The 19,146-nt window shown below is 66.5% G+C and carries 18 protein-coding genes and 1 tRNA gene; 8 read left to right on the top strand and 11 right to left on the bottom strand.

Going from position 1 to position 19,146, the window contains the following annotated elements:
* Nucleotides 1-81 precede the first annotated feature (81 nt).
* From RJT68_RS10300 to RJT68_RS10290, 3 genes are all read left to right on the top strand, one after another.
* Nucleotides 82-333 (top strand): hypothetical protein, encoded by a 252-nt coding sequence (locus tag RJT68_RS10300; protein WP_407040271.1) that lies wholly within the window; start codon nucleotides 82-84, stop codon nucleotides 331-333.
* A gap of 67 nt (nucleotides 334-400) precedes the next feature.
* A complete protein-coding gene (locus tag RJT68_RS10295; RefSeq protein ID WP_407040270.1) occupies nucleotides 401-1,219 on the top strand; it encodes an Nmad3 family putative nucleotide modification protein in 819 nt (272 codons plus the stop codon).
* A gap of 114 nt (nucleotides 1,220-1,333) precedes the next feature.
* The gene (locus RJT68_RS10290; RefSeq protein WP_407040269.1) at nucleotides 1,334-1,942 is read left to right on the top strand and encodes an acyltransferase; all 609 of its coding nucleotides are present in this window, start codon (nucleotides 1,334-1,336) and stop codon (nucleotides 1,940-1,942) included.
* Nucleotides 1,943-1,967: 25 nt separating this feature from the next.
* On the opposite strand, the gene RJT68_RS10285 is transcribed toward RJT68_RS10290, so the two are convergent.
* The 3 genes from RJT68_RS10285 to rocF all read right to left on the bottom strand — a co-directional run bounded on the left by RJT68_RS10285 (nucleotide 1,968) and on the right by rocF (nucleotide 4,877).
* Nucleotides 1,968-2,597 (bottom strand): small multi-drug export protein, encoded by a 630-nt coding sequence (locus RJT68_RS10285; protein ID WP_407040268.1) that lies wholly within the window; start codon nucleotides 2,595-2,597, stop codon nucleotides 1,968-1,970.
* Nucleotides 2,598-2,630: 33 nt separating this feature from the next.
* On the bottom strand, nucleotides 2,631-3,800 hold the full coding sequence (locus RJT68_RS10280) for an NAD(P)/FAD-dependent oxidoreductase (RefSeq protein ID WP_407040267.1): 1,170 nt from the start codon (nucleotides 3,798-3,800) through the stop codon (nucleotides 2,631-2,633).
* 156 nt (nucleotides 3,801-3,956) lie between these two features.
* The gene (gene rocF, locus RJT68_RS10275) at nucleotides 3,957-4,877 is read right to left on the bottom strand and encodes an arginase (protein WP_407040266.1); all 921 of its coding nucleotides are present in this window, start codon (nucleotides 4,875-4,877) and stop codon (nucleotides 3,957-3,959) included.
* A 96-nt stretch (nucleotides 4,878-4,973) separates the two neighbouring features.
* On the opposite strand from rocF, the gene RJT68_RS10270 reads away from it, so the two are divergent.
* Nucleotides 4,974-5,654 (top strand): metal-dependent transcriptional regulator, encoded by a 681-nt coding sequence (locus tag RJT68_RS10270; RefSeq protein ID WP_407040265.1) that lies wholly within the window; start codon nucleotides 4,974-4,976, stop codon nucleotides 5,652-5,654.
* A gap of 173 nt (nucleotides 5,655-5,827) precedes the next feature.
* Nucleotides 5,828-6,361 carry an Rrf2 family transcriptional regulator gene (locus tag RJT68_RS10265; RefSeq protein ID WP_407040264.1) on the top strand — a complete coding sequence of 178 codons (534 nt, stop codon included), beginning with the start codon at nucleotides 5,828-5,830 and terminating at the stop codon, nucleotides 6,359-6,361.
* Between the two features lie 339 nt (nucleotides 6,362-6,700).
* Here the strand turns inward: RJT68_RS10265 and gyrA are convergent, their stop codons facing one another.
* The 3 genes from gyrA to RJT68_RS10250 form a co-directional block, all read right to left on the bottom strand.
* Complete coding sequence (gene gyrA / locus RJT68_RS10260) at nucleotides 6,701-9,181, bottom strand: DNA gyrase subunit A (RefSeq protein ID WP_407040263.1); 2,481 nt, start codon at nucleotides 9,179-9,181, stop codon at nucleotides 6,701-6,703.
* Between the two features lie 25 nt (nucleotides 9,182-9,206).
* Entirely contained in the window at nucleotides 9,207-11,138 is a 1,932-nt protein-coding gene (gyrB, locus tag RJT68_RS10255; RefSeq protein ID WP_407040262.1) for a DNA topoisomerase (ATP-hydrolyzing) subunit B, read from the bottom strand.
* Between the two features lie 103 nt (nucleotides 11,139-11,241).
* Nucleotides 11,242-11,514: a hypothetical protein gene (locus RJT68_RS10250; RefSeq protein WP_407040261.1), complete on the bottom strand. Its 273-nt coding sequence runs from the start codon at nucleotides 11,512-11,514 to the stop codon at nucleotides 11,242-11,244.
* Between the two features lie 210 nt (nucleotides 11,515-11,724).
* Between RJT68_RS10250 and RJT68_RS10245 the strand changes: the two genes are divergently transcribed.
* Both RJT68_RS10245 and RJT68_RS10240 read left to right on the top strand, forming a co-directional pair.
* Entirely contained in the window at nucleotides 11,725-14,184 is a 2,460-nt protein-coding gene (locus RJT68_RS10245; RefSeq protein ID WP_407040260.1) for a DNA topoisomerase VI subunit B, read from the top strand.
* 4 nt (nucleotides 14,185-14,188) lie between these two features.
* The gene (locus RJT68_RS10240) at nucleotides 14,189-15,280 is read left to right on the top strand and encodes a DNA topoisomerase IV subunit A (protein WP_407040259.1); all 1,092 of its coding nucleotides are present in this window, start codon (nucleotides 14,189-14,191) and stop codon (nucleotides 15,278-15,280) included.
* Between the two features lie 15 nt (nucleotides 15,281-15,295).
* Here RJT68_RS10240 and RJT68_RS10235 read toward each other — a convergent pair whose 3' ends face one another.
* From RJT68_RS10235 to RJT68_RS10225, 3 genes are all read right to left on the bottom strand, one after another.
* The gene (locus tag RJT68_RS10235; RefSeq protein WP_407040258.1) at nucleotides 15,296-16,375 is read right to left on the bottom strand and encodes a zinc ribbon domain-containing protein; all 1,080 of its coding nucleotides are present in this window, start codon (nucleotides 16,373-16,375) and stop codon (nucleotides 15,296-15,298) included.
* Nucleotides 16,376-16,479: 104 nt separating this feature from the next.
* Complete coding sequence (locus tag RJT68_RS10230) at nucleotides 16,480-17,196, bottom strand: MBL fold metallo-hydrolase (RefSeq protein WP_407040257.1); 717 nt, start codon at nucleotides 17,194-17,196, stop codon at nucleotides 16,480-16,482.
* A gap of 88 nt (nucleotides 17,197-17,284) precedes the next feature.
* On the bottom strand, nucleotides 17,285-18,022 hold the full coding sequence (locus RJT68_RS10225; RefSeq protein ID WP_407040256.1) for a fumarylacetoacetate hydrolase family protein: 738 nt from the start codon (nucleotides 18,020-18,022) through the stop codon (nucleotides 17,285-17,287).
* A 123-nt stretch (nucleotides 18,023-18,145) separates the two neighbouring features.
* Between RJT68_RS10225 and RJT68_RS10220 the strand changes: the two genes are divergently transcribed.
* Nucleotides 18,146-18,220, top strand: a tRNA-Glu gene (locus RJT68_RS10220).
* A 364-nt stretch (nucleotides 18,221-18,584) separates the two neighbouring features.
* Here the strand turns inward: RJT68_RS10220 and RJT68_RS10215 are convergent.
* Together RJT68_RS10215 and RJT68_RS10210 are read right to left on the bottom strand one after the other, a co-directional pair.
* Nucleotides 18,585-18,755, bottom strand: coding sequence for a hypothetical protein (locus RJT68_RS10215; protein ID WP_407040255.1), 171 nt, complete (start codon nucleotides 18,753-18,755; stop codon nucleotides 18,585-18,587).
* A 1-nt stretch (nucleotide 18,756) separates the two neighbouring features.
* Nucleotides 18,757-19,086 (bottom strand): hypothetical protein, encoded by a 330-nt coding sequence (locus RJT68_RS10210; RefSeq protein WP_407040254.1) that lies wholly within the window; start codon nucleotides 19,084-19,086, stop codon nucleotides 18,757-18,759.
* Between the last annotated feature and the right edge of the window lie 60 nt (nucleotides 19,087-19,146).

Here is a 19,146-nt window from a genome sequence, read left to right as displayed (position 1 = left end):
CGTCGGGTCACCAAGACACGCCGAGTCGCCCGGGGCGAACTGGACGGGAGACGACGGCGCGATTCGAGCCCCGACCATCCCATGATCGACGCACTCGAGCCGCCGAACGACGCCCGTCACTTCCTCTACCGCGTCGTCCGCTGGGGGCTGCGCGTCTACTTCGTGTCCCTCCTCGTCGCCAGCGTCTACAGTCTGCTCTGGGTGTTCGAGATCGCGGGGGTCCTCCCACGCGGGTTGCTGTCGACGATCTGGATCGGCATCGCCGCGATGGGGACCGTCTTCCTGGCGTTGCTCGTCCCGCTGTTCTACACCACGCGGCCGGGCTCGCGTTGAGCGGGGAGTGGCCCGCAACGCAACCCTTATCCAACCGGCCGCACCTATCGACGCCTCGAGTCTCACCATGACGGTCGTCCTCGCGGGCGTCGGCGCGGATAGCACCAACCTCGGCGCGCTCGGACCGCTGTACGACGACGGGACGTTCGAGTACGTTCCGATCCCCGAGAAGACCCGGCGAACCCGAGAGACCGAGACGCTCGGCTCGTGGGAGCTTCGGAACGGCGGGGCGGCCGCGGAGCTCACCACCCGGATCACTCCACAGCCGGTTCACGACGGGACCCGAACGATCGCCGGGGAAGAACTCGCGGCGTGGCCCCTCCACCACGACCCAAACTTCGAGGCGTTGACCTACGGCGAACACCGCACGAGCGGGTACGTCTCTCGGCTGCGGGCGCTCGAGCCGGGCGACGTCGTCGGCTTTTACGCCGGACTGCACCGTCCGGGCCGCGACCGCGCGCACCGCTACCTGATCGGGTACGTCACGGTCGAGGAGGTGGCGGTGATCGACCCGGAGACGCCGACGGCCGAGCGCGAGGCGATCCTCGAGCGCCACGCCGACAACGCACACGCGAAGCGCGCTCGAGACGGCGAATTGTACCTCTCGGAGAAGACGGTCGTGATCGTGGACGGGTGCGAGCCGGGGGGGTTGTTCGAGCGGGACCCGATCCGGCTCAGCGACTACTACGTCAAGCCGGGGAACGAGCGGGCACAGTACTACCTCCGCGAGGTGGTCGCGGAGACGTTCCGCGTCGAGGCGGGCGGCGAGAACATGATGTACAAGCCCGCCTACCGCTGTGCGCTCTCCGGGGAGGAGTTCCGCGACCTCGTGGGAGTGCCCGGTTCGAGGTCGGGAGGCGGTATCCCGCCGGAGCTGGCGACGTGATCGCCGCCCGTACGGGGGTCCTCGTGTGGAACGGAGGCCGGAGACGAGCATCGACCGCCGCCGTCGGTGTCAGACCGGTCGGTTTCTTGTACTATTCCGTCGAACACCGTCGTAGTGACCGACGAACGAGAGACGGGTGAGCGCGTCCCGCGCCACGAGCGCGTCACCGTCCACCCGACGCCCGGCCCGCGGAATTCCCTCGCTCACTGGACCCGCGCTCGCAATCCCCTCCGAATCGCGATCCAGTACGTCGTCGTCTGGCTCGCGCGGGTTTCGCCGAGTCTGAAGCTTCGCCGCTGGCTACTGCGCCGCATCGGCGTCACGGTCGGTGCGGGCGTCTCGTGGGGTCTCGAGGCGACCCCCGACGTCTTCTGGCCGGACCTCATCACGCTCGAGGACCACGCGATCGTGGGGTACGACGCGACGATCCTCTGTCACGAGTTCCTCCAGGAGGAGTACCGGACCGGTGCGGTCGTCGTCGGCGAGCGAGCGATGATCGGCGCCGGCGCGATCGTCCTTCCGGGAGTGGTGATCGGCGAGGGAGCCCGCGTGGCCGCCAACTCCCTCGTCACGCGCGACGTGCCGCCCGGGGAGACGGTGGCCGGCGTGCCGGCGCGCCCGATGGGAGGTGGCGGCGACGCGAGTCAAGGCGACGTGCCGGGCGCGGACGATCCCCTCGAGGGGGACGACGAAGCGACGGATCCCGCAGGGGACGGTCGCTGAGTGCGGGAACGTTTACGCTCGACGATCAGACGAGTCCCTGGAAGATCGAGAGCCCGGTGACCGACGCGACCGTGATGGTAACGGTCCAGAGCGCGAGGCTGACGGCCATCCAGCCGAACACAGACCGGCCGCGCGCGCCGAGGCCGAGCGCGATGATGGCGGCGAGGTGGACCCCCGTGGCGATCGGCGCGGCGAGCGCGAGTCCGGGGAGGCCGTAGCGCCGGAAGAACCGTCTCGCTCGAGCACGCCGACCGCTCTCGACGCGCTCGAGGTTCGTGTTCGATCGGACGAGTCGGTCGTAGAGGAGGACGATTCCGGCGATCGGGAGCAGGTTGCCTCCGAACGCGGCGGCGGCGACGAGCGTCGGGTCCAACCCGAGGCCGATCCCGAGCGGGACGACCACGAGCACCTCGAGCAGGGGAATCGCCGCGAGCACGAACACGAGGAGGTACCGCCAGATTCCGTCCGCGTCGGCGAGCCACCTCCGCGCTCGAGAGTCGAACTCGGGGTCGGTTCCGATCGAGGGATGCGGCGCCGACCCCTCGGCTGCGAACAGCCGAGCCGCCGTCCGGACGGCCGACCCAGTATCGGTGCCGAACGAAGCGACTACGGGCGCGTGATCGAGGGCGGCCAACGGGAGCAAACAGGTGGTCATCGATCGAGACGGTGGACGCAGTTCGGTCGGGCCTTACAGCGACGACCAGGCCTTCCGCGCCCGGTTCCACGAGGTGAGGTCGGCGATCCAGCGGGCGGCGATGAGCTTCTTCAGGTTCTTCGCGGGGAAGCCGCCGAAGGTGTCGACGGGGAGGGACACTCCGAGGGCCGGCTTGACCTCGTGGGCGACGGCCTTCTCGCCGACCGAGACGACGGTCCCCTTATTATCGTACTCCCACGTCTTCAGCGGGCGGTTCTCGGTCGCGCGGGCGATGTTCTCGCCGGCGACCTCCGCGGCCTGCCAGGCGGCCTGAGCGGTCGGCGGTGCGGGCTGGTCGCCCTGGTCGACGATCGCCGAGTCACCGATGGCGAACACGCGCTCGTCGCTCGTCTGGAAGTTCGCCTCGGCCTCGACCCGGTTGTGTTGCTTTTCGAGTTCGGCGTCGTCGAGGGCGTCGCGACCGGTGATGCCGCCGGTCCAGACGAAGACGTCGTACTCGAGCGGGTCGCCTTCGTCGAAGTGGATGACGCCGTCCTCAGCTTCCGTGATCGGGTCGTCGGTGTGGATCTGGACGCCCGCCTCCTCGAGGAGGTCGCGCAGGGCCTGCTGAATTTCCGGGTCGTTACCCGGGAAGATCTCCTCGAGCGCCTCGACGAGGTGGATCTCGATCGGCGCGCGGTGCTCGTCGCGGAACTCGGCGACCTCGCCCGCCGTCTGGATGCCCGAGAGTCCGGCGCCGCCGATGACGACCTGCGCGGGGTCGCCCCGGGTTGCCTCCTGACTCGCCGTGCTGATCTCGTTGTGAATCTCGAGGGCGTCGTCCAGGCTCTTGAGCGTGAGCGAGTTCTCCTCCAGGCCGGGGATGCCGTAGTAGGCGGTCTGACTGCCGAGGGCGACGAGGACGTAGTCGTACTCGACGTCGTCACCCTCTCGCAGTTCGACCACGCGCTCGTCGACGTCCAGGCCGACGACCTCGTCCTGAACGAACCGCGTTCCGGGATCGGTGATCTCGCTGATGGGAACGGTGATGTCGGTTCGGACGTCGGGGTCGCGAACGACGCGGTGGGATTCGTGGAGAACGAGGTGATAATCGACGTCCGCGATCCACGTGAGCCGTGCGCTGCCGTCGAGCTCCGACTGGAGCTTCTTGATCGCACCAGCACCGGCGTACCCGGCGCCGAGAACGACGACATTCTCAGTCATACCACACACTGCGAAACACTCCGATACAAAGGTGTTGAAACTCGTACGGTCGTGTCCACTGTTCCCAACTATCACAATTTTTCGAGATCGATCCGGCGAACCCACCGACGACTCCGGGGAGGCGGAGGGAAACCCGGAGACGGGGGCCGCTCGCGGTCAGAGGATTCGCTTTCCGAAGGCGCTCGCGGTGAGGTCCGCCGCCAGGGTCGCCGTCTCGTTCGCCTCGTCGAGGATGGGGTTCACCTCGACGACGTCCATCGAGCGAAGGAACCCCTCCTCGGCGTCCCGCCTCGAGACTGCCTCGAGCGCGGCGTGGGCTTCCCGGTAGGTGACGCCGCCGCGGACGGGGGTACCGACGCCCGGGGCGGCCTTGGGATCGAGCCAGTCGAGGTCGAGGCTGACGTGAACGCCGTCGGTGCCGGCGGTCGCGACGTCGAGGGCGTCCTCGACGACCGCGGCGATCCCTCGTTCGTCGATGTCGGACATCGTGAACGCGGTCATCTCGCTCTCGCGGACCAGTTCGCGCTCGTACTCGTCGATGCTTCGGAGGCCGACGTAGGCGATCGACGCCTCGCGGATGCGGGGCGCGACGGGCCAGTCCATCGCCTCGAACGCGCCCCGTCCGAGGATCGCCCCGAGGGGCATCCCGTGGACGTTCCCAGTGGGGGACGTCTCGGGCGTGTTGAGGTCCGCGTGGGCGTCGAACCAGATCGCCCCGAGCGTCGCCCCCTCGGCCGACCCCGCCACGGATCCGATCGCGATCGAGTGGTCGCCGCCGAGGACGAGCGGAAACTCCCCGGCGTCGATCGTCTCCGCCACCCGATCGCGCAACCGGGTGCAGACCTCCTCGATCTCGCCGAGGTACTTCGCGTTCCCCCTCGCCGGCTGCGTGGCGTCCGGATCGCGCTCCTCGGCCCGCGGTACGTCGAGGTCGCCGTCGTCCACCGACTCGACGCCGGCCCGCTCGAGTTCGTTCGCGAGGCCGGCGTACCTGATCGCCGACGGCCCCATGTCGACCCCACGGCGATCCGCGCCGTAGTCCATCGGAACGCCGACGATTCGGACGGTTCGATCCATATCGGCCCTACGACCGGGGGGCATTTGATCGTGCGGGCCGACCGCGCGAATAAGACGACGATACCTTTAGGGTTCGACCCTTCTAATTGACCGTAGATGATGCTGAGCGACGTGATGGAAGACTACCTCAAAGCGATCTACCAGCTCGAGCGCGAGCGCGACGAGCGGATCAAGACTTCGGAGATCGCAGAGGAGTTGGACGTCACGTCGCCGACGGTCACCAGCATGCTCGAGAAACTCGAGGACCGAAGCCTCGTCGACCGCGAGAAGTACCGCGGGGTGACCCTCACCAACGAGGGCGAGACAGTCGCCCTCGAGGTGATCCGCCACCACCGGCTGCTCGAGGCCTACCTCACCGAGCACTTAGATTACGACTGGGCGGAGGTGCACGAGGAGGCCGACCGCCTCGAACACCACATCAGCGAGGACTTCGAGCGGCGCGTCGCCGCCGCCCTCGAGAACCCGACGGTCGACCCCCACGGCTCTCCGATCCCGGGGGCCGACCTCGAACCGCCGGCGGCCCGGACGGGGGCGCCCATCTCGGCGTTCGAGGAGGGGGACGCGGTCGTCGTCGAGGAAGTCGCCGACCGCGACGCAGAGGTCCTCTCCTACCTCGCCGATCACGGCGTCGAACCGGGCGTCGAACTCGTGATCCTCGAGGTCGCGCCCTTCGGCATGATCACCGCCCGCGCGGAGGGTCACGACGACGCCGTCTCCCTGCCGGCCGACGTGGCCCGGCACGTTCGCGTGGCCCCGCTGGCGGGACTCGACGTCTGAGGTCCCGCAGCGAATTCCGAACGATCGAGAACGTCGGCGCACCCTTGACGATCGTTCATCACATACCGTGGCGGATCCGAAGGTCGTCCCGTCAGCCCGACGGACGTTGAAATCGTCACGGAAACTCCGGCGACACCATCGGATTTAAGCAAATCAACTACGAAGGTTTCGCCATGTCATCGATCGAACTCACTCCCAGTCAGAAGAAAATTCTGCGGGCCCTGACCAACCTGCATAGCGAAACCGACGACGCGATCAAGGGCGAGGACATCGCCGCCCAAGTCGACCGTAACCCCGGGACGATCCGCAACCAGATGCAGAGCCTGAAAGCCCTGCAACTGGTAGAGGGGGTACCCGGCCCGAAAGGGGGCTACAAACCCACGGCCGCGGCGTACGAGGCCCTCGAGATCCAGCAGATGGACGACCCCGCCGCCGTCCCTATCGAACACGACGGCGAACCGGTCGAGGACGTCATCGTCGAGGAGATCGACCTCTCGAGCGTCCACCACCCCGAACTGTGCCGCGCGGAGATCCACGTGCAGGGGGCCATCGGCGACATCCAGGAGCACGATTCGGTCACCGTCGGTCCGACGCCGCTGTCGAAGCTGCTCATCGAGGGCACGGTCGACGGGAAGGACGACACGAACAACATCCTCATCCTCCGGATCGACGAGATGATCGCACCCGCGGAAGAGCCGGAACACTAGCGCGACCGGATCGCGACCGACCGCAGCCTCGATCGACCGGTCGTAGCTGCGGTAGTCCGTCCGGGACCGCAAAACCGCCGCGCCGCCGCCGACGGAACGGGTCCGCAGCGCCGACCGTCGGATCGCCGACGCGCATTCGGCGATCGATCTCGAGGGTGAACGCGCCGTTTTTCTGCCGTCCGTCACATCGGTTCCGGGACGCTCTCTGTCTGTCCGTCGCCCGGACTCGACGCCGTCCCGTTCGTACTCGGCCGTCTTCGTCGTGCCAGCACAGTCGCTGACCGAACGTCCTTTCGTCGCCAAAAACGGGTCGTCCGTCGAATTCCGACGGTGTCGTGATTACTCTTCGTCTCGCATCGCGTCGTCGACCGACGCCGCCGGGATAACGTCGACGCTCGCGACAGCGTCGCCCGCCTCGACGTCCATGACCGTCACGCCCATCGTGTTCCGGCCGACCTCGGAGATCTCGCCGGCGCGCGTGCGCATGATCTGGCCCCGTTCGCTCATGACGACGAGGTGGTCGTCGTCCTCGACGGCCTTGACGGCGGTGACCGGTCCGTTCCGCTCGTTGGCCTTGATGTCGATCAGCCCCTTGCCGTACCGCGACTGGGTTCGGTACTCCGAGAGGAGCGTCCGTTTCCCGTAGCCGTTTCTCGTCACCGTCAACAGGGCCCGGTCGTCGCTCTCGTCGGTCGCGACCAGTCCCGCCACGGCGTCGCCCACCTGGAGTTTGATGCCGTTGACGCCGCGGGCGTTGCGCCCCATCGCGCGCACCTCGCTCTCGTCGAACCGGATCGTCATCCCCTGCTCGGTGGCGATCACGAGATCCGTCGAGCCGTCGGTGACCTCGACGTCGACGAGTTCGTCGCCTTCCTCGAGGCTGGCGGCGATGATGCCGGTCGAGAGGATGTTGTCGAACTCCTCGCCGGCGGTCCGCTTGACGTAGCCGTTCCGGGTGACCATCGTCACGTACTCGTCGTCGCCGAAGGCGTCGGTGTCGACGATGGCCGTGATGTCCTCGCCCGGGTCGAGGTCGAGGATGTTGACGGCCGACTTGCCCCGGGCCGTCCGGCCCATCTCCGGGATCTCGTACGTCTTGAGCCGGTATACCTGACCGTGGTTCGTAAAGCACAGCAGGTAGTCGTGGGTGTTGGCCCGGAAGACCGTCGAGACGCGGTCGCCCTCCTTGACGTCCGCGCCGATGATGCCTTTGCCGCCTCGACCCTGGGGGTCGAACCGGTCTGCGGGCATCCGCTTGACGTAGTCGTCCTCGGTCATGACGACGAGGACGTCCTCCTCCGGGATGAGGTCCTCGTGGGTGACCGTCCCCTCGTCCTCGACGATGGAGGTCCGCCGGTCGTCGTCGTACTCGTCTTTGACCTCGCGGAGTTCCTCCTTGATGACGCCGTACAGCGCCTCTTCGCTCTCGAGGATCGCCGTGAGGCGTTCGATTTCGGCCTGGACCTCCTCGTACTCGTCTTCGATCTCTGCGGCCTCCATCGAGGTGAGGCTGCCAAGTTGCATCCGGACGATGTGCTCGGCCTGGGCCTGCGAGAAGTCGAACTCCTCGCGCAGCCCCTCCTTCGCCGCGGAGCGGTCTTCGGAGTTGCGGATCAACTCGACCACGTCGTCGACGTTCTCGAGCGCCTTCAGGCGCCCCTCGAGGATGTGTGCCCGGTCCTCGGCCTCGGCGAGGTCGTACTCGCTGCGCCGGCGGACGACCTCCCGGCGGTGGGAGATGTACTCCTCTAAGGTCTCCTTGAGCGTCAGCACGCGCGGCTGGCCGTCGACCAGCGCGAGGTTGATGACGCCGAACGTCCGCTCCAGGTGGTTCTCGAGCAGTTTGTTCTTGACGATCTCGGTGTTGGCGCCCCGCTTGAGTTCGATCACGATGCGGACGCCGTCGCGGTCGGACTCGTCGCGCAGGTCGGAGATGCCCTCGATCTCCCCGTCGTTGACGTCCTCCGCGATGCGCTCGACCAGTCGGGCCTTGTTCTCCTGATAGGGGAGTTCGGTGACGACGATGCGCTCGCGGCCGCTCTTCCACTCCTCGACCTCGAACTCCGCGCGGACGCGGATCCGGCCGCGGCCGGTCGCGTACGCCGAGTAGATGGCGTCGCGGCCGACGATGTTGGCGCCCGTGGGGAAGTCCGGCCCCTTGACGTGCTCCATCAACTCCTCGACGGTCGCGTCGGGGTTGTCGGTCAGTTCGACGGTGGCGTCGATCACCTCGCCCAGGTTGTGCGGCGGGATGTTCGTCGACATCCCGACGGCGATGCCCGAGGAGCCGTTGACCAGCAGGTTCGGGAACGCCGAGGGGAGCACGATCGGCTCCTGCTTGCGGTCGTCGTAGTTGGACTGGAAGTCGACGGTGTCCTTCTCGATGTCCTCGAGCAGTTCCTCGGCGATGGCCGACATCCGGGCCTCCGTGTATCGCGGGGCCGCCGCCGGGTCGCCGTCCATCGAACCGAAGTTCCCCTGGCCGTCCACGAGGGGGTAGCGCATCGAGAAGTCCTGGGCCATTCGCACGAGCGTGTCGTAGATTGCGCTGTCGCCGTGGGGGTGGTAGTCACCCATCGTCTCGCCCACGATGGACGAGGACTTACGGTGGGACGACCCCGAGGTGACGCCCATCTCGTGCATCGCGTACAGGATGCGCCGGTGGACCGGCTTCAGGCCGTCCCGGACGTCCGGGAGGGCCCGCCCCGCGATGACGCTCATCGCGTAGTCGATGTACGACTGTTCCATCTCGTCTTCGATGCGGACGTTTTCGACCGTCCGTGCCTCTACGTCCGTCGGATCGGGTACGTCTGAACTCATGTGTTACGTCGGCCTCGTCTTCCGCTCAAATGTCGATCCACTCCGCCTCCGGAGCGTGATCCTTGATAAATTGTTTTCGCGGCTCGACGGCGTCGCCCATCAGGACGGAGAACATCTTGTCCGCCGCCGCCGCGTCCTCGATCGTGATCTGCTTGAGAATTCGGTTCTCGGGGTTCATCGTCGTCTCCCAGAGCTGTTCGGGGTTCATCTCGCCCAGCCCCTTGAACCGCTGGACCTGGGTCGGATTGCCGTCGCACTTCTCCTCGACGATCTCGTCGCGCTCGGCGTCCGTCATCGCGTCGTAGGTCTCGCCGCGGTAGCGAATCCGGTACAGCGGCGGCTGGGTCGCGTAGACGTAGCCCCCCTCGAGCAGCGGGCGCATGTGCCGGTAGAAGAACGTCAGGAGCAGGGTCCGGATGTGGGCCCCGTCGACGTCGGCGTCGGTCGCCATGATGATCTTCTTGTACCGGATGTCGTCGACGTCGAACTCGTCGCCGATCCCCGCGCCGATGGCGGTGATCATGTTCCGGATCTCGTCGTTCTCCAGAATTCGGTCCAGGCGGTGTTTCTCCACGTTCAGGATCTTCCCCTTGATCGGGAGCACGGCCTGGAACTCGGGGTTGCGGGCCTGCTTGGCGCTGCCGCCCGCGGAGTCACCCTCGGCGATGAACAGTTCCGCCTCGTCGGGGTCTTTGGTCTGGCAGTCGGCGAGCTTTCCGGGGAGGGAGGTCGACTCGAGCGCGGACTTGCGCCGGGTCAACTCTTCCGCCTTCTTCGCGGCCTTGCGGGCTTTCGCGGCTTCGACGGCCTTGAGGACGATGGCCTGGGCGGTATCGGGGTGTTCCTCGAAGTAGGTTCCCAGGCCCTGGTGCATCGCGCTCTCGACGATGCCCCGAACTTCGCCGTTGCCGAGTTTGGTCTTGGTCTGGCCCTCGAACTGCGGGTCAGGGTGTTTCACGGAGATGACCGCCGTTAGCCCCTCACGGATGTCCTCGCCTTTGAGGTTCTCCTCTAAGTCGTCGAGGAGGTCGTTGTTCTGGGCGTAGTCGTTGACGGTGCGCGTGAGCGCCGTCTTGAATCCCGTGAGGTGGGTGCCGCCCTCGCGCGTGTTGATGTTGTTCGCGAAGGCGTGGATCGAGCCCTGAAGTTCCTCGGTGGCCTGCATCGCCACCTCGACCTGGATCCCATCCTCCTCGTCCTCGAAGTAGATGACGTCGTCGTGCATCGGCGCCCGCGTCTCGTTCAGGTACCTGACGAACTCGCGGATGCCGCCCTGGTACTCGTAGGTGTCCTCGACGAACGAGCCGTCCTCCTCGGTTTCGCGTTCGTCGCGGAGGGTGATCCGGACGCCCGAGTTGAGGAAGGCCAGTTCCCGCAGGCGGTTCGAGAGCGTCGAGAAGGAGAACTCGGTCGCATCGAAGATGTCGCCGTCCGGCCAGAAGCGGATCTGGGTGCCCGTCTCCTCGTCCGGCTCCATGTCGCGGACGCGCTCCATGTCGCCGACCGGTTCGCCGCGTTCGAAGACGTGGCGGAAGACGCCACCGTTTCGCTTCACCGTCGCCTCGAGCCGCTCGGAGAGGGCGTTGACGACGGAGACGCCGACGCCGTGGAGGCCGCCGGAGACCTGGTAGGACTTGTTGTCGAACTTGCCGCCCGCGTGGAGAACCGTGAGGATCACCTCGAGCGCGGGGCGGTCGTACTCGTCGTGGGTGTCGACGGGGATGCCCCGGCCGTCGTCGGACACCGTGACGCTCCCGTCCTCGCCGATGGTAACGGTTATGTCGTCGCAGTATCCGGCCAGCGCCTCGTCGATCGAGTTGTCCACCACTTCGTAGACGAGGTGGTGAAGCCCTCGAGAATCCGTAGAACCGATGTACATCGCCGGCCGCTTTTGCACGGCCTCCAGGCCCTCGAGGACCTGGATCTGTCCGGCTCCGTACTCGCTTTCTTGAGACATGAAAACCTGTTTTCGGATAGCGTCCGGTTCCTAATAAAACTCCCGCACGCGCGCGAGCGCGTGAACCCTTATCAGACCCTCACGTTCATACAGTGACACGTTGTCACGGTCCGTTCGTCACTCGACCGTAGAGGAAAGCCACCACAGCGGAGACGAGGAGATAATAACAGAGCGTTAGACCCAGCGCGACCCCGTCGGGGGCGAACCCCTCGTAGAACACGTCGAGTACCGCGTGAACTGGCGCGAGTACGAGCGCGAGGACGCGGTCCGCGGCGACGAAGGGCAACCACGAGTCGAACCAGCCGGGCGTGAAATCTTCGAGCGGCTCCCCGAGGAAGTACTGGAGTTCCAGTCCGACGAGCAGTCCGAACGTCACAATCGCAGGACGGGACGATCGGAGGACGATACGGGTCGGGCTCCGCTTCGCTGAGTTCGGCGGTACGGCACCCATGGCGACGAATCGTCCTGCCGAAATATGGTCGTTTCACAGACACGATCCGGTAACACTCGATCGGACGCGCTCCCTCTTTCACTTCCACCGAGGTAGCGGGAACGTTTTAAGGTCCCCTGCGCTACCGTAGCGGTAATGACGTCCTTCCAGCAGTCGACGCTCGGCGACGAGCCGGGGATCGCGGAGGAGCTGGCGGAGAGCCAGCGATCGATCTCCATCGCCGAGTTCTTCGAGAAGAACAAGCACATGCTCGGCTTCGACAGCGGCGCTCGAGGCCTCGTGACGGCCGTGAAGGAGGCCGTCGACAACGCGCTCGACGCCGCGGAAGAGGCGAGCATTCTCCCGGACATCTACGTCGAGATTCAGGAGGTCGACGACTACTACAAGCTGATAGTCGAGGACAACGGGCCGGGGATCACCAAGGAGTCCCTGCCGAAGGTCTTCGGGAAGCTCCTCTACGGCTCTCGCTTCCACGCGCGCGAGCAGTCCCGCGGGCAGCAGGGGATCGGGATCTCCGCGGCCGTCCTCTACTCCCAGCTCACGAGCGGGAAGCCCGCCAAGATCACCAGCCGAACCCAGGGGTCGGCCGACGCGCAGTACTTCGAACTGATCGTCGACACCGACGAGAACGAACCCGAGATCAGCGTCGATCGGACGACGACCTGGGATCGCCCCCACGGGACGCGCATCGAACTCGAGATGGAGGCGAACATGCGCGCCCGCCAGCAACTCCACGACTACATCAAGCACACGGCGGTCGTCAACCCCCACGCGCGTCTCGAGCTTCGGGAGCCGAAGGCCCACTTCAAGTTCGAGCGGGCGACCGACAAACTCCCCGAGGAGACCGAGGAGATCCGCCCGCACCCACACGGCGTCGAACTCGGCACCGTGATGAAGATGCTCTCGGCGACCGACTCCCACTCGATCTCCGGCTTCCTCCAGGAGGAGTTCACCCGCGTCGGGAAGAAGACCGCCGAGTCGATCATCGACGAGTTCCGCGACCGCCACTTCGGCCGAGAGATGGCCTGGGTGACCCCCGACGCGAACGAGCGCGTCGACGTCGCGGCGGCGGTCGAGGCGGCCACGGCGAACAAGGGTGCGGCGGCCACGAGCGACTTCGCGGACACCGTCGCCGACACGGTGTCCAACCGCGAGCGGATCGCCCACCACGAACTTCGCGAGATCGTCGGAAACGCCGCCAACCACGTCGAATCCGAGCACGGAACGACCTTCGGCGACACCGTCCGCGAGAACGCCGTCGAAGCGGCGTGGCTCGAGATCACGGGGCTCTCCGCCGAGGAGGACGGTGACGCGAGCGACGAGAGCGCCACCGAGGAGTCGCGGCTCGTCGCCGCCCTCCACGCGCTGGCCGACGAGGCCACGAGCACCCGGAAGGACGACGAGGTGATCCACGCCTTCGCGACGCGGCTGGCCGGCAAGTTCGCCGACGAGGAGGACCGCCGTCACCGACTCACGCACAAGGAACTTCGCGCCCACGTCGACCGCGCGGCGGAACTCACCGAGGAGTACGACGAGGTCACCTTCGGCGAGACCGCCCGCGAAAACGTCACCGAGGCCGTCTGGAGCGTCATGCGCACGGTCCCCGACGACGCGCCGCTCGTGCGCGAACTCGAGGGCGACCGCGACGCCACCTCCGACCTCGTCGAGGGGATGCGCAACACGGACATCATGGCGCCCCCGACGCGGTGTCTCTCGCCCATCTCCGACGACCTCATCGAAGCGGGGCTGAAGAAGGAGTTCGACGCGGACTTCTACGCGGCCGCGACCCGCGACGCCGGCGTGTCGGGCGGCGATCCGTTCGTCGTCGAGGCCGGCATCGCCTACGGCGGCGAACTCGAGGCCGAGGGGAGCGTCGACGTGCTCCGCTTCGCCAACCGCGTCCCCCTCGTCTACCAGCGCGGGGCGTGTGCGACGACCGACGTCGTGAAGTCGATCGGGTGGCGCAACTACGGCCTCGACCAGCCCGGCGGTTCCGGCCTGCCCAACGGGCCGGCCGTCATCATGATCCACGTCGCCTCGACGAACGTGCCGTTCACGAGCGAGTCGAAAGACGCCGTCGCGAACGTCCCCGAGATCGAAGACGAGATCGAACTCGCGGTGCGGGAGGCCGCCCGCGACCTCAAGAGCTACCTGAACAAGCGCCGCTCGATGCAACAGCGCCGGAAGAAGCAGAACGTCCTCGGGAAGATCCTCCCCGAGATGGCCGAGAAGGTCGCCGAGGTCACCGGCAGACCCGAACCCGACATCGACGACGCCATCGCCCGGATCATGAACAACGTCCTCGTCGAGCGCCACCTCGAGGAGAACGGCGACGGCGCGAACGTGAAAGTCGTCGTCGAGAACCACTCGAGCACGAACGAATCACTCGAGGTAACCGACATCGTCTCCGCGGAGCCGCGGAACCTCTCCGACGGCGCCTCCGTCGTCGAGATGGACGGGGAGTGGTTCGTGAAGTGGCAAGCCGACGTCTCGAGCGGCAACGAGGCCGTCCTCGAGTACGACGTCGACGAGGAGGCATCGTTCGATCTGGACGTGAAGGGCGTCGAGAGCGAGAAACTCACCGTCACCAACTGATACAATGAGCGCAAATTCCGACCAGCAGGCTCGCGAACGCCTGATCGACCTCGCGGCACAGTTTTACGACCAGTTCGAACTGGGGGAGATCCCTCACATGGCCGTCCCGACGCGGACGAAGAACAACATCGAGTACGACGAGGAGATGGGCGTCTGGGTCTACGGCGACCGGACCTCGACGCGCTCGGCGAACTCGGTTCGCGGGGCCCGGAAGCTCCTCAAGGCGGTCTACACCATCGAGTTCCTCACCGAGCAACTCGAGCAGGACCGCTCGTCCACCCTTCGTGAGCTGTACTACCTCTCGGAGAGCTGGGACAACAACGAGGCGCAGTTCAACGACCAGGACGAGTCGAACCAGCTGATCGAGGACTTAGAGATCGTCTCGGAGGTCACCCGCGAGGACTTCCACATGCGCCCGGAGGAGTCCGGGGCGACGATCATGGGCCCGCTGCACCTGCGCGAGCAGACCCGCCGCGGCGAGCGCGAGATCCACTGCCAGGAGGACGTCGGTGAGGGCGGCTACCAGATCCCGAACAACCCCGACACGATCGAGTTCCTCGACTCCGACGCGGAGTTCATCCTCTGCGTCGAGACCGGCGGGATGCGCGACCGACTCGTCGAGAACGGCTTCGACGAGGAGTACGGCGCGCTGATCGTCCACCTCAAGGGTCAGCCCGCCCGTGCGACCCGACGGATCACGAAGCGCCTCCACGACGAACTCGACCTGCCGGTCACGGTCTTCACGGACGGCGACCCGTGGTCCTACCGCATCTACGGCTCCGTCGCCTACGGCTCGATCAAGTCCGCTCACCTCTCGGAGTACCTCGCGACCCCCGAAGCCGACTTCATCGGCATTCAGCCCGCTGACATCGTCGAGTACGACCTCCCGACCGACCCGCTGAGCGACTCCGACAAGAACGCCCTCGAGAGCGAACTCTCCGACCCCCGCTTCCAGACCGACTACTGGGAGGAACAGATCGAACTCCAACTCGAGATCGAGAAGAAGTCCGAACAGCAGTCGCTCGCCTCGTACGGCCTCGACTTCGTCACCGACACCTACCTCCCCGAGCGACTCGAGGAGATGGGCGTCTTCTGAGGGACGTCGGTCCCCTCACTCCGCCGAAAACTCGGGTTCGCCGACGGCGTCCGTTTCGGTCCCCGACTCCCCCGTCGAATCCGTCGAACCCTCCGGCAGTTTTTCGTCCGAAACGGGTTCGTCGAGTTCGGCTCCGATCCCGTCGACGTGACCCCGATTGCGGGGGGATGAACCGCGATCCAGCCCCGCGCAGTGGTCGCAGTAGTAGTTCTCTCCCCGTTCGGTGGTCACGAGTGAAACGCCGAACAACGTGAGCACCTCCCGGTAGGTGCGTTCGACCCCCTCGTCGATCGACCGGTGGCAGACCGCACACGGCCGGTCTGGCGACGCCACCCGACGCTCCTCGACGGATTTGGCACGCCCGTTGATTGTGATCGGATCCCGGTCGCGCACCCGTCGACGAACCGAGGGGATCATCGCCGCACCCACGACGAACAGGAGGACGCCGAACCCGCTCACGAGCAGCGATCCCTCGAGGAGGAGCGCCAGGCCGAACAGCCACAGGAGGCCGACGGTGAAGATCAGTTTGGCGGGCGACGACCGGTCGGCGGACGTCGCCCGTTCGCTCGAGGAGCCCGACGGATCCGACGACTCGACTCGAGCCGTACGGTCCGGTCGGACGACCTTCCGCTCGGCGTTGCCGAAATACTGGTACGCCGCGTAGAGGGCGTTTCCCAGGCCCATCGTCCACCAGACGGTGATCAACGCGACGAGCAGGTGCGTGCCCGTCGGGCCGAACGATCGACGGACGAGCACGGCGTGGTCGCCGAAGTCGTGTTCGAGCTCCCACCCCTCCTCGAGTTCGTTCGCGATCCGCCGCTCGAGCGTTCGGCGATCGACCGCGGAGACGTGTCTCGAGGCCGATTCACGTCCGGATTCTGGGCTCCGAGCCGAGGTCGAACGAGAGGTCCGGCTTCCCGCGGATCGGGTTCGGGAGCCGAGAGTCGACCGTCGGTGGCGGCGCGCCCGCTGGTCGGTGGACCGTACCTGACGCGCGCCACAAGACGGACAGTACCGCATCGACGAGGAGACTGGCGCGGCGCACTCCTCACACCGCTCCGCGTCGACTGGACCGCCGTCGCGGGCACCACTCATGGGTGAGATAACAGGGGGCACCAGAATAACGGTTCGGAGCGGTTAGATACCTTACCCGTTTGCCGCTCCCCCGCGGGTCGGCGCCCGAACCGGCGACCGACGGATCAGTCTCGATGCGGGGACTCGAGGACGACCGGGACGCTGCGTCTCGCGACGTCGACGACGAACGCCTCCTCGTCGGCGGCGATCGCAGGGAAGGTGTCGTAGTGGACCGGGAGTACGAGGTCCGGCCGCATCCGACCGACCAGTGCGGCCGCTTCGTGGCGGTCCATCGTGAACGTCCCTCCGATCGGCGGGAGGAAGAGATCGACGGCCAGTTCCTCGTGGGACTCGAGCGCGTCCGTGTCGCCGGGCCAGAAGGCGCAGACGCCGTCGATCGTGACGCCGAAGCCGCAGCCGCGTCCCGGCGGGTGGTGCGGTTCACCGTTCTCGTCGACGTGGGGGCCGTCCGGGTCGTTGTGCGCCGGCGTCGTGAACAGGTCGAGCGGTCCGAGGACGAACCCCTCGTCCGCGCGGACGCGTTCGACGTCATACGGCAGGGACTCGGGTTGGTCGACGAGCCGTTCGATCCCGTCGGCGTCGATCGACTCGTGGACGAGCACCACCGCGTCGTCGCGGGCCACCCGTCGGATCGAGTCCGGATCGTAGTGGTGATCGTGGCTCACCAGCACCAGGTCGCCGTCCCGCGGCTCGTACCCGTCGAGCACGCCGTACTCCTCCGGACCGGGGTCGAAATAGACCACGGTGCCGGTTCGCCCCTCGAGGCGGACGGTCGCGAGGCCGAGCCAGTCGACGGTCACCGCGCCGAAGTGGACTGTCATGTGAATCGAACTCGTCCTCCCGTTCGCTCAGGCGGCCGAAAAGCGTTCGCCCCTCGAGTCGCCGGGTCGGAACCGATCGGAACGCCGCTCAGGGGATCCGCACCGAGTGGCGGAGCGTCCCCACGCCCTCGACCTCGATCTCGACCTCGTCGCCGTCGGACAGCGGACCGACCCCCTCCGGCGTACCGGTGGCGATCACGTCGCCGGGCTCGAGGGTGAGGTAGGTCGTGATCTCGGCGATCAGCTCCGGAACGGGGAAGATGAGCTGGTCGAGCGTCCCGTTCTGTTTCGTCTCACCGTTGACTCGGCTCTCGACGGAGGCGTCGTCGGGCACCTCGTCCGGGGTGGCGAGGACGGGACCGAGCGGCGCCGCGCCGTCGAACGCCTTCCCGCGGATCCAGTTTTGCTCCTGGCGCTGGTCGTCGCGGTTCGAGAGGTCGTTCACGCAGGTGTACCCCTCGACGACGTCCATCGCCTCGCTCTCGGAGACGTGGCGACACTGCTCGCCGATGACGACGCCAAGTTCCGCCTCGTAGTCGATTCGATCCTTCCCCGCGGGGACGGTGACGGTATCGCCGTGGGCGGCGACCGTGTTCGGCGGCTTGAGGAACAGCAACGGCCGATCAGGCACGTCGGAGTCCATCTCCGCGGCGTGGTCGGCGTAGTTTCTCCCGATGCAGACGATCTTCGACGGCTCGCAGGGCGGCAGGACGTCGATCTCGTCGGACTCGAGGTCGTACCTCTCGTTTGCGAAGTGGACGGCGCCGTCCTCGACGGTCCCGCGTCGCACGGCACCGGCCGGATCTCGAAATCGGGCGTATCTCATGCTCGAGTCTTGGCACGGGGCCTCAAAAACGTTGACGTGGAGGCGAAGCGGCGTGCGTTTCTGTCGCACTGCGGTTCCAGAACGGAACGCTTTTTATTACCCTGGAGCAATGCCCAGATACGGGCTCCGTTGGTGTAGTCCGGCCAATCATTTCGGCCTTTCGAGCCGATGACCTGGGTTCAAATCCCAGACGGAGCACTTTTCGAGCGAAACGTAGCATCGCGGAGTGGAGCGAAGAAAAGCGCGCACGGTCTGGGATTTGAAGGAGAGAAGTCGCAGCCTGCGAGCGAACGTTGTGAGCGAGTAGGACCGTCTACGCGTGGTTCAAATCCCAGACGGAGCATCTTGCTGCGAACAACTCGTGAGCAGCAAATGCGACCCTGGATTTGAATTAAACCAGTCGCGCGCAGCGCTGCGAGCACGTCTGGGCGTAGTTCAAATCCCAGACGGAGCACAACAAAATGGTGCAGAAGTCGCCTCGAGCGGCCGCGTTCACCCGAGAACCGCCCACCGCCGTCGGAGCCGTCTAGTCGCCACTGGAATCCGAGAATCCGGTTCGGAGTCACATCGAGATCGCTTCGAACGTAGAGCAACCGCACCGACAGCCGTCTTTCCGTCCGATGAGGTGGACGGTGCCGTCCGAGAGGATCCACGCGGAGTAGACCGCCCCGCAGTCCGAGCACCGGGCGGCCACTTTCTCGCGCTCGTCCATCTTCGACGAGTGTTCGGACACGTCAGTCCCCCTCGGATCTGGACCCGAGGCCCTCGAGGCGCTCGAACGCCGATTCCCACTCGATCGGGTCGCCCGCCAGGGTGCAGCGCAGGTGGTCGCCGTCGCCGAGCTTCGGGACGGCGCTGTGGAGGAGAACGCTCGAGTTCACCGTTTCGGCCGAGCCTCCGCGGTGCATCCCACCGTTCACCACCTGAAGGGCGTCGACGGCCACGTCGGCGAGGGCGATCGGCGTTTCGTACGCGACGAGGTTTCCTGCGGCGGTACGACGGCGGCCACGCGCGGGCACACCGAACTCGCCGTCGATCGGTCGTGCGGAACGGGGTGCGGCCATAGCCGAAGGCTAGGCGCATCGGTCGAAGAGGATGGGGGTTGTATTGACTACCCCGTCTTG

This window comes from Halovalidus salilacus, from assembly GCF_031852275.1.
Taxonomy (GTDB): domain Archaea; phylum Halobacteriota; class Halobacteria; order Halobacteriales; family Natrialbaceae; genus Halovalidus; species Halovalidus salilacus.
Note: the sequence above shows the minus strand (reverse complement) of the source record. Positions and strands in the feature narration are given on the sequence as shown.

Bases quoted from the DNA above. Each gene is read 5' to 3' on its own strand.
- RJT68_RS10300 (WP_407040271.1), top strand. From the start codon at position 82: ATGATCGACGCACTCGAGCCGCCGAACGACGCCCGTCACTTCCTCTAC.
- RJT68_RS10295 (WP_407040270.1), top strand. From the start codon at position 401: ATGACGGTCGTCCTCGCGGGCGTCGGCGCGGATAGCACCAACCTCGGC.
- RJT68_RS10285 (WP_407040268.1), bottom strand. From the start codon at position 2,597: ATGACCACCTGTTTGCTCCCGTTGGCCGCCCTCGATCACGCGCCCGTA.
- RJT68_RS10280 (WP_407040267.1), bottom strand. From the start codon at position 3,800: ATGACTGAGAATGTCGTCGTTCTCGGCGCCGGGTACGCCGGTGCTGGT.
- rocF (WP_407040266.1), bottom strand. From the start codon at position 4,877: ATGGATCGAACCGTCCGAATCGTCGGCGTTCCGATGGACTACGGCGCG.
- RJT68_RS10270 (WP_407040265.1), top strand. From the start codon at position 4,974: ATGATGCTGAGCGACGTGATGGAAGACTACCTCAAAGCGATCTACCAG.
- RJT68_RS10265 (WP_407040264.1), top strand. From the start codon at position 5,828: ATGTCATCGATCGAACTCACTCCCAGTCAGAAGAAAATTCTGCGGGCC.
- gyrA (WP_407040263.1), bottom strand. From the start codon at position 9,181: ATGAGTTCAGACGTACCCGATCCGACGGACGTAGAGGCACGGACGGTC.
- gyrB (WP_407040262.1), bottom strand. From the start codon at position 11,138: ATGTCTCAAGAAAGCGAGTACGGAGCCGGACAGATCCAGGTCCTCGAG.
- RJT68_RS10245 (WP_407040260.1), top strand. From the start codon at position 11,725: ATGACGTCCTTCCAGCAGTCGACGCTCGGCGACGAGCCGGGGATCGCG.
- RJT68_RS10240 (WP_407040259.1), top strand. From the start codon at position 14,189: ATGAGCGCAAATTCCGACCAGCAGGCTCGCGAACGCCTGATCGACCTC.
- RJT68_RS10235 (WP_407040258.1), bottom strand. From the start codon at position 16,375: ATGAGTGGTGCCCGCGACGGCGGTCCAGTCGACGCGGAGCGGTGTGAG.
- RJT68_RS10230 (WP_407040257.1), bottom strand. From the start codon at position 17,196: ATGACAGTCCACTTCGGCGCGGTGACCGTCGACTGGCTCGGCCTCGCG.
- RJT68_RS10225 (WP_407040256.1), bottom strand. From the start codon at position 18,022: ATGAGATACGCCCGATTTCGAGATCCGGCCGGTGCCGTGCGACGCGGG.
- RJT68_RS10210 (WP_407040254.1), bottom strand. From the start codon at position 19,086: ATGGCCGCACCCCGTTCCGCACGACCGATCGACGGCGAGTTCGGTGTG.